Source organism: Streptomyces purpurogeneiscleroticus, assembly GCF_020024005.1.
GTDB classification, from domain to species: Bacteria; Actinomycetota; Actinomycetes; order Streptomycetales; family Streptomycetaceae; genus Streptomyces; species Streptomyces purpurogeneiscleroticus.
Map to the genome: position 1 here is coordinate 1 of NZ_NHSG01000044.1, position 6,599 is coordinate 6,599.

The 6,599-nt window shown below is 69.9% G+C and carries 8 protein-coding genes; 3 read left to right on the plus strand and 5 right to left on the minus strand.

All coding sequences use genetic code 11. The features are described from left to right. Positions 1 to 147 precede the first annotated feature (147 nt). Both CCS38_RS01225 and CCS38_RS01230 read left to right on the plus strand, forming a co-directional pair. The gene (locus tag CCS38_RS01225; protein WP_030258438.1) at positions 148 to 810 is read left to right on the plus strand and encodes a response regulator transcription factor; all 663 of its coding nucleotides are present in this window, start codon (positions 148 to 150) and stop codon (positions 808 to 810) included. After that, positions 803 to 2,245 (plus strand): sensor histidine kinase, encoded by a 1,443-nt coding sequence (locus CCS38_RS01230; protein WP_223731300.1) that lies wholly within the window; start codon positions 803 to 805, stop codon positions 2,243 to 2,245. The genes CCS38_RS01225 and CCS38_RS01230 overlap by 8 nt, the downstream gene beginning before the upstream one ends. Positions 2,246 to 2,351: 106 nt before the next feature. Here the strand turns inward: CCS38_RS01230 and CCS38_RS01235 are convergent, their stop codons facing one another. The 3 genes from CCS38_RS01235 to CCS38_RS01245 form a co-directional block, all read right to left on the minus strand. Continuing rightward, positions 2,352 to 2,828 carry a MarR family winged helix-turn-helix transcriptional regulator gene (locus tag CCS38_RS01235; protein ID WP_223731301.1) on the minus strand — a complete coding sequence of 159 codons (477 nt, stop codon included), beginning with the start codon at positions 2,826 to 2,828 and terminating at the stop codon, positions 2,352 to 2,354. Between the two features lie 137 nt (positions 2,829 to 2,965). Then, entirely contained in the window at positions 2,966 to 3,736 is a 771-nt protein-coding gene (locus CCS38_RS01240; protein ID WP_223731302.1) for an AIM24 family protein, read from the minus strand. 78 nt (positions 3,737 to 3,814) lie between these two features. Continuing rightward, entirely contained in the window at positions 3,815 to 3,973 is a 159-nt protein-coding gene (locus tag CCS38_RS01245; RefSeq protein ID WP_223731303.1) for an Arc family DNA-binding protein, read from the minus strand. Between the two features lie 29 nt (positions 3,974 to 4,002). Here CCS38_RS01245 and CCS38_RS01250 point away from each other — a divergent pair, with 29 nt between their 5' ends. Then, positions 4,003 to 5,205, plus strand: a complete 1,203-nt coding sequence (locus tag CCS38_RS01250; protein WP_223731304.1) for an RNA-guided endonuclease InsQ/TnpB family protein — start codon at positions 4,003 to 4,005, stop codon at positions 5,203 to 5,205. A 34-nt stretch (positions 5,206 to 5,239) separates the two neighbouring features. On the opposite strand, the gene CCS38_RS01255 is transcribed toward CCS38_RS01250, so the two are convergent. Together CCS38_RS01255 and CCS38_RS01260 are read right to left on the minus strand one after the other, a co-directional pair. Next, complete coding sequence (locus CCS38_RS01255; RefSeq protein WP_223731305.1) at positions 5,240 to 5,890, minus strand: AIM24 family protein; 651 nt, start codon at positions 5,888 to 5,890, stop codon at positions 5,240 to 5,242. After that, entirely contained in the window at positions 5,890 to 6,528 is a 639-nt protein-coding gene (locus tag CCS38_RS01260) for an AIM24 family protein (protein WP_223731306.1), read from the minus strand. The genes CCS38_RS01255 and CCS38_RS01260 overlap by 1 nt, the downstream gene beginning before the upstream one ends. Positions 6,529 to 6,599: the final 71 nt, after the last annotated feature.

The following is a 6,599-nucleotide window of genomic DNA, read 5'->3' on the forward strand; positions in this document are numbered from 1 at the left end:
GGTCTCCCGGAGGGGGCCGGGGAGTGGCCCCCAGGTGATGACCTCACACTGCCGACCCGATCCTGAAGCCACCCTGAAGGAGCCTGAAGCCGTCTTCAGGAACCCACCCTGAAGCGGCCTTCAGCAAGCCGGTGGCACCCTTGTCGCATGCGCCTGTTGATCGTGGAGGACGAGAAGCGGCTGGCCCGTTCCCTCGCCGCCGGCCTGACCGCCGAGGGATACGCCGTGGACGTCGTGCACGACGGCCTGGAGGGCCTGCACATGGCGAGCGAGGGCGCGTACGACCTCCTCGTCCTGGACATCATGCTGCCCGGCATGAACGGCTACCGCGTCTGCGGCGCGCTGCGCGCCGCGGGCAACGACGTGCCCATTCTCATGCTCACCGCGAAGGACGGCGAGTACGACGAGGCCGAGGGCCTGGACACCGGCGCCGACGACTACCTCACCAAGCCCTTCAGCTACGTCGTGCTGGTCGCCCGCGTGAAGGCGCTGCTGCGCCGCCGCGGCCGCACCGCGCTGCCCGTACTGACCGTCGGCACCCTCACCATCGACCAGGGCGCCCGCACCGTGCGCCGCGCGGACGAGGACGTACCGCTGACCACCAAGGAATTCGCCGTCCTCGAACAGCTCGCGCTGCGGGCCGGCGAGGTGGTCTCCAAGTCCGACATACTCGAACACGTCTGGGACTTCGCTTACGAGGGCGACCCGAACATCGTCGAGGTCTACGTGAGCGCCCTGCGCCGCAAGCTGGGCGCGGCCACGATCCAGACCGTGCGCGGCGCCGGCTACCGGATGGTGCCCGGTGTTTAGGGCGGTCGGATCGGTACGGGCCAGAGCGGCCGCGGGCGCCACGGCCGTGGTCGCCGTCGCCCTCATCGCGGTCGGCATAGCCGTCCTGCTGGTACTGCGTACCAACCTGGCCGACCAGGCGGACCTGCACGCCGAGGTCTCGGCCCGCGAGATCGCCGCCGAGATCGCCACCGGCACGGCCTACCGGAACCTCGACCTGCCGGATGCCGACGAGCACCCCGTGCTCGTCGACGACGAGCACGGCCGCGTGCTGGCGGCCGGTGAGGACCTCCAGGCCGTCGACGGCACGAAGGTCTCCCTGGGGATGCCCGGCAACGGCCGCCACGACGACGATGACGACGACCGCGACACCCCCCGCCCCGGGGAGGTGGACGACGATGTCGATCTCTCCGACGGCACGGCCGTCGTCGAGGGCAAGCGTGCCGACTACCGCTGGGCCGAGGTGGACGCCACCGACACCCAGGGCCGCACGGTGACCGTCATGGCCGGCACCCCGCTCGCCGCCGAGCAGGAGACCATCGGCTCGGTGCGGAACGCCATGCTCATCGGCCTGCCCCTGCTGCTCCTGGTCGTCGCGGGCGTCACCTGGCTGGTCACCCGCCGCGCGCTGCGCCCCGTCGAGGGCATCCGCAGCGAGATGGCCGCCATCACCGCCAGTACGGACCTGTCCCGCCGGGTACCGGAGCCCGCCTCCCGCGACGAGATCGCCCGGCTGGCCCGGACCACCAACGAGACGCTGGCGGCCCTGGAGGCGTCCGTCGAGCGCCAGCGCCGCTTCATCGCGGACGCCTCGCACGAGCTGCGCAGCCCCATCGCCAGCCTGCGCACCCAGCTGGAGGTCGCCGAGGCGCACCCCGAGCTGCTGGACCTGCCGGGCGCGGTGGAGGACACCGTACGGCTCCAGCACCTGGCCGCCGACCTGCTGCTGCTGGCCCGGCTGGATGCGGGGGAGCGGCCCAAGGACACCCGGATCGACCTGGGAGCGCTGGCCCGCGAGGAGCTGTCGCAGCGGGTCGCCGACCGGCTGCCGGTGCGGTCCGGGGAGCTGCCGAGCGTGGAGGTGTCCGGCTCGCGCGGCCAGCTGAGCCGGATTCTCGGCAACCTCGTCGACAACGCGCAGCGGCACGCCCGTTCGCAGGTCACGGTGGAGGTGCGCCGGGACGGCCGGTGGGCGGTGCTGCGGGTGGACGACGACGGTCCCGGCGTGGCCGGGGCCGACCGGGAGCGGATCTTCGAGCGGTTCGTACGGCTGGACGACGCGCGCAGCCGGGACGACGGCGGCGCGGGCCTGGGGCTCGCCATCGCCCGGGACATCGCCGAACGGCACGGCGGCACGCTGGCCGTGCACGAGGGCGCGGCCTTCGAACTGCGGCTGCCGGTCGCGGCGGACGGGCAGCCCCTGAAGGCGGGCAGCCCTGAAGACGGGCACCACTGAGGGCGGGCAGCGCTGAGCGCGGACGCACCGCGCGGGTGCGGCAGTGTTCCCCCACCCGCGTCCCGCGCGGCGTCCGGCCGGTCAGTGCTCCGGGCCAGTACGCGGATCAGTACTTGCCGCGGTGCCCCCGCAGGTGATCCGCCACCGGCGCCAGCGAGGCACGCAGCGCGGCCAGGTCGTCCGCCGAGAACAGGTCGATGAAGTGCTTGCGGACGGAGGCCACGTGGTGCGGCGCGACCCGGCGCATGGTGTCCCAGCCCTCGTCGGTGAGGACCGCGTACAGCCCGCGCCGGTCGGACTCGCAGCTCTCGCGGCGCACCAGCCCGGCGTTCTCCATGCGGGTGATCTGGTGCGAGAGCCGGCTCTTGGACTGGAGCGTGGAGGCCGCGAGGTCGCTCATGCGCATTCTGCGCTCCTCGGCCTCGGAGAGGTTCACCAGGATCTCGTAGTCGTTGTAGGTCAGCCCGAACGGCTGGAGATCCCGCTCCAGCTGGTGCGTCAGCAGCCTGCTGACGTCGAGATGGGTGCGCCAGGCACGCTGCTCCTGGTCGGTCAGCCAGGGGGTGTCACTGTCGGTCGTCATGAATGAATTCTACCCGTGAAAGTTGAATGGTAAATTAGTCATGCCCCGTGATCGTGGCCTCACCGGGCCCTTCCCGCCGGGGGTCATTCCGGCGGGCAGGGCTCAGACGTTCGAGGTCACCCTCCGCAGACTACCGCTCACAGCCCGAAGCGGCGCTGGAGCCCCCCGAGCGACCCCGGCAGCTGCGGCATTTGTGAGCCACCGCCTTGACCAGCGGACCCGCCCGGTACCCCGGGTTCCGCAGGCACGGCGCCCGTCGCCGCCTCCGGCATCAGCTGCTCGGTCGACTGCAGCAGCACCGTGCCGGCCCCGACGAACTCGAACTGGTGCTCCTCGCCCGAGACTCCGCCGATCCCGGTGTGCGCCCGCAGGCCCCCGAGGAAGCCGCGCAGATACTGATGATCGTAGTGATGGCACGGCGAGGGGCAGTCCGCCCAGCCCACCAGCGCCTGCGGATCGACCCGGATCGGCGGCTCGGCGAACACCACCGGCCCGTTGGAGGCCGCGACGAATTTCCCGGTGCCGATGAGCGTCGAAAAGCCCGGCACGATCGACTGCTTCAGCGACAGGGATGGCTGAAAAGCGAGCAGGTTTCCCGACCGGATCGTGAGATTGCCCTCTTCCAGGTCGTAGGAATTCACATCGAACGCCCGGTCCGCGAGCAGCATTTTGCCCCGCCCCTGCGCGACCACCCAGTCCGCGGCGTGCAGCGGCGAATGAAAACTGGTCCTGATGAGCCGGTCCAGCGCCCCGTGCCCGATTCCCTGGAAATCGATCTGCCCGAAATAGGCGATCATCTTTCCCTTCTGCAGGAACCACTGCCCGTCCAGCTCCACGCTGAAGGCATACGGATTGACGTTGTCGTCCGCGGGCAGCGAATGCACATCGTGAATGACGGGACCGCTCATCAGGTACCTCCGAGGGTGCCCCGGCTCACGGGCAGGGGCGGTTTCCTGTGCCATGGGGCAGGGGTGGATGGAGTTTCGTCAGGGTGACTTGTCGGTGGTGTCGGTGGAGGCGCGCTCGACTTCGAGTCGGTGCACGATCTCGGAGTTGAGAGATCGGCGAGCCGTTTTCGATTGAGTGACCAGCCACGCGTGGAGTTCGGCGGGAAGCCGGAGGGTGATGCGCACTTCCTGATCCATGACCACCAGCGTAGTGGTAACGTGGTGTCATGGTGACACCACGTGAAGTCACGAGCGCCGGTGATGTCCGGTACTCCTATCGGCTTCGCGTGTCGTCCACCGCGCTCGCTGCGCTGCTCGGTGAATGGGACCGGTGCCGCTGGGTGTGGAACCAGTGCGTCGCCGAGTCCCGTGCCGCGTACAAGGCGGAGCGAGAGTGCGGCCCCGCGTTGCTGGACAGGATGCTGACCGGCTGGCGCGCTGAACGGTCTTGGTTGCGCGAAGGCGCGTCGGTGCCGCAGCAGCAGATCGTCCGCGACTTCGGCAGGTCCCGTGCCAAGGCGTTGAAGGACATCAAGGCGCGGATGCCGGTGCGGCAGCGGGCTGGGATGCCGCGGTTCAAGCGGAAGGGCGTGGCGGCACCCACGCTCAACTACACCCGGCGCGGTTTCCGTCTCAAGGGCGGGCGGCTGCACATGGCGGGCGGGATCGTGCTGACGGTGGTGTGGTCGCGCGAACTGCCTGCCGAGCCGTCGAGTGCGCGGATCCATTGCGACAGTCTTGGCCACTGGTACGTCTCCTTCGTCGTCAAGGCCGAGCCGCAGCCGTTGCCCGGAACCGGCCGTTGCATAGGGATCGACTGGGGTGTGAAGGAGACCGCGACCACCACTAGCGACACCCATGACCTGCCGCACGCCGAGCATGGGAAGAAGGCCGCCGAGAAGCTCACGCGGTATCAGCGGATGATGGCTCGCCGGAGGCCGAAGCGCGGGCAGGCTGCCTCGAAGGGCTATCGCACAGCGCGTCGGCAAGCCGCCAAGGTGCACAAGAAGATTGCGCGGCGGCGGCAGGACACTGCTCGCAAGTGGGCCAAGCGCGTCACGGCGGACTTCGATCAGATGGCGGTGGAGGACTTCCGGCCGAGATTCCTCGCCAAGTCCAGCATGGCCCGCAAGGCAGCCGACGCGGCCATCTCGACCACCAAGCGCGAGCTGATCAGTATGGCGCGCAAGCACGGCCGCTGCCTGCGGTTGGTGCACCCTGCCCACACCACCATGGACTGCGGTTACTGCGGAGCAAGAACCAAGCACGCACTGCCTCTTTCCGAACGTACCTACACCTGCACTGCGTGCGGAGCCGAGTCCCCGAGGGACAAGAACTCCGCCCGCGTGATGCTCGTCCGGGCTGGTCTGGACCCGGCTGGCGCTGATCGCAGAGGACTCTGCCGCTCGCCGAGCGACAGAGCAGCGTGAGCCAGGAATCCCCCGGCTTCAGCCGGGGGAGCGGTCAAAGCTTTTCCTCCGACGCCTGTACGTACACCGTGCCCTGGCCCGACAGTTCGAGCTGGAATGCCTCGCCCGAGCCGCGGCCGACCATCTCCCGCCAGCCGAGGGCCGTGGAGAGCTTGTTGCGGACGTTGCCGCGGTGGGCGACGTATGCCTGGGGGTCGACGTGGACCGGGCGGTCCTGGCGGATGGGCAGTTCGATCACGCCGCCGTGCGCCATCACCGCCACCGAGCCGTGCCCCTCGAGGGTCGTCGTGAAGAGGCCCTGGCCGGTGACCTGGCCGCGGACCATGCCCATCACGCCGCCCTGCGCGCCCATGAACATCGTGCCCTGGCGCAGTGAGCCGTCGAACGCCAGCAGCCGGTCGGCCTCGACGTAGAGGGTGTCGCCGGTGAGGTCGACGACGTGGACGTGGTGGCCGCCGTGGCCGAACATCACCGAGCCGCTGCCTTCGACGGTCATCAGCGGGGTCGCCTCGTTCGCGATCCGCCGGCCGATCATGGAGCCGATGCCGCCCTGGCCGCCCTGCATGTTCGGGGTGAAGCTGACCTCGCCCTGGTACGCGAGCATCGCGCCGCGCTGGCTGAACAGCCGCTGCCCGGGCGCGACCTCGGCCCTGACCATGCGCGAGTTGAGGACCGTGAACGGCATCAGACCTCACCTCCGACGGTGTTGCGCTCGCTGGGCTGTACGTACACCAGGCCCTCGCCCTCGAAGCGGATCTGGAAGGCTTCGCCGGAGCCCTCCCCTATGAACGTGCGGAAGTTCACACCGGACTGGAAGTGCTGCCGCAGGTCGCCGGTGTGCGCGACGTACGCGCCCGGGTCGACCTGGAGCGGGGCGTCCCGCGTCACCCGCAGCACCACCGCCGGGCCGTCGGAGGTGAGCGCGGCCTGTCCTGTGCCCTCCACGGTCGTGGTGAACAGCCCGTTGCCCTGCGAGGCGCCGCGCAGTCCGGTGAAGGTGGTGCCCGTGCGCAGCGCGGCGTCCGTGCACAGCAGGTTGCTGGCCTCCACGTACAGCTTCTCGCCGTGCAGGTTCACCAGATTGATCTCGCTCGCGCGGTCCGCGAAATAGCAGGTGCCCTCGCCCTTCACCTCCATCATTTCCATCTGTTCCCCGGTCAGCCGCCGGGTCACCATGCCGCGCAGGCCCTCGCCCCCGCCGCTCATCTTCTTGAACGCCATCCGGCCGTCGTACGCGACCATCGCACCGTTCTTCGCCTTCACGGCATCGCCGGTCATATCGACGGCGAGCACCTTGCTCCCCTGGAGCCGAAACTGAGCCACGGCATCAGACCGTAGTCCGCCGCGGCGCCGGAGGGCAGGGGACGTGGCGCGGACCGGCCGGGTGGCGGGGG

Excerpts from the sequence above, each read along its gene's own strand:
- CCS38_RS01245 (WP_223731303.1), bottom strand. The coding sequence starts at position 3,973 with ATGGATCAGGAAGTGCGCATCACCCTCCGGCTTCCCGCCGAACTCCAC.
- CCS38_RS01240 (WP_223731302.1), bottom strand. The coding sequence starts at position 3,736 with ATGAGCGGTCCCGTCATTCACGATGTGCATTCGCTGCCCGCGGACGAC.
- CCS38_RS01250 (WP_223731304.1), top strand. The coding sequence starts at position 4,003 with ATGGTGACACCACGTGAAGTCACGAGCGCCGGTGATGTCCGGTACTCC.
- CCS38_RS01255 (WP_223731305.1), bottom strand. The coding sequence starts at position 5,890 with ATGCCGTTCACGGTCCTCAACTCGCGCATGGTCAGGGCCGAGGTCGCG.
- CCS38_RS01235 (WP_223731301.1), bottom strand. The coding sequence starts at position 2,828 with ATGACGACCGACAGTGACACCCCCTGGCTGACCGACCAGGAGCAGCGT.
- CCS38_RS01225 (WP_030258438.1), top strand. The coding sequence starts at position 148 with ATGCGCCTGTTGATCGTGGAGGACGAGAAGCGGCTGGCCCGTTCCCTC.